The 969-nt window shown below is 47.2% G+C and carries 2 tRNA genes and 1 rRNA gene; all 3 read right to left on the bottom strand.

Annotated elements, in window-relative coordinates:
• Positions 1–242: 242 nt before the first annotated feature.
• Positions 243–318 (bottom strand) — tRNA-Ala (locus tag BTA35_RS16410).
• 97 nt (positions 319–415) lie between these two features.
• Positions 416–492, bottom strand: a tRNA-Ile gene (locus BTA35_RS16405).
• An 88-nt stretch (positions 493–580) separates the two neighbouring features.
• Positions 581–969: ribosomal RNA gene (locus BTA35_RS16400) — 16S ribosomal RNA — on the bottom strand; the annotation flags it as partial.

The following is a 969-nucleotide window of genomic DNA, read 5'->3' as shown; positions in this document are numbered from 1 at the left end:
AACAAGTAAAAGACAACCCAACATTTTAGTTGGATTCAATTTTCAATAATCTGCAATACAAAATATGCAAAGTATCTTTAATTGGCATTAATCTACATTTTTAAAGAGCGGTCTTCTTAATCAAAAGAGACAAAGAAAACATAAGAAAATCACTGAACTGTTGTGATTCAATATCTGTAGCAGACATTAAAAACAGACAATGTTTTGTTATGCTCACTTTCGTGTGTATTCAGTCACCGAGATGGTGGAGCTATGCGGGATCGAACCGCAGACCTCCTGCGTGCAAGGCAGGCGCTCTCCCAGCTGAGCTATAGCCCCAATCTATTCGGTTATCAATCGTTTTTAATCAAGGCATTTAAAGGCGAACGTTTAGCCTGCTAAACGAGTCTTTAAATAACGCAGAGTAGGAACGATTTGGTAGGCCTGAGTGGACTTGAACCACCGACCTCACCCTTATCAGGGGTGCGCTCTAACCAGCTGAGCTACAAGCCTACGTTCAGCCTAGCGACTGTGCTCTTCTTTATTCTTCAGTCAGATAATTCATGTGGACACTTTACCGGGATAACCTGGAGATGTCGTTTAAGGAGGTGATCCAGCCGCAGGTTCCCCTACGGCTACCTTGTTACGACTTCACCCCAGTCATGAATCACTCCGTGGTGACCGTCCTCCCGAAGGTTAGACTAGCCACTTCTGGAGCAACCCACTCCCATGGTGTGACGGGCGGTGTGTACAAGGCCCGGGAACGTATTCACCGTGACATTCTGATTCACGATTACTAGCGATTCCGACTTCATGGAGTCGAGTTGCAGACTCCAATCCGGACTACGACCGGTTTTGTGGGATTAGCTCCATCTCGCGATATTGCAGCCCTCTGTACCGGCCATTGTAGCACGTGTGTAGCCCTACTCGTAAGGGCCATGATGACTTGACGTCGTCCCCACCTTCCTCCGGTTTGTCACCGGCAGTCTC

The sequence above is a fragment of the Oceanospirillum linum genome (assembly GCF_001995095.2).
Lineage (GTDB): Bacteria > Pseudomonadota > Gammaproteobacteria > Pseudomonadales > Halomonadaceae > Oceanospirillum > Oceanospirillum linum.
Note: the sequence above shows the minus strand (reverse complement) of the source record. Positions and strands in the feature narration are given on the sequence as shown.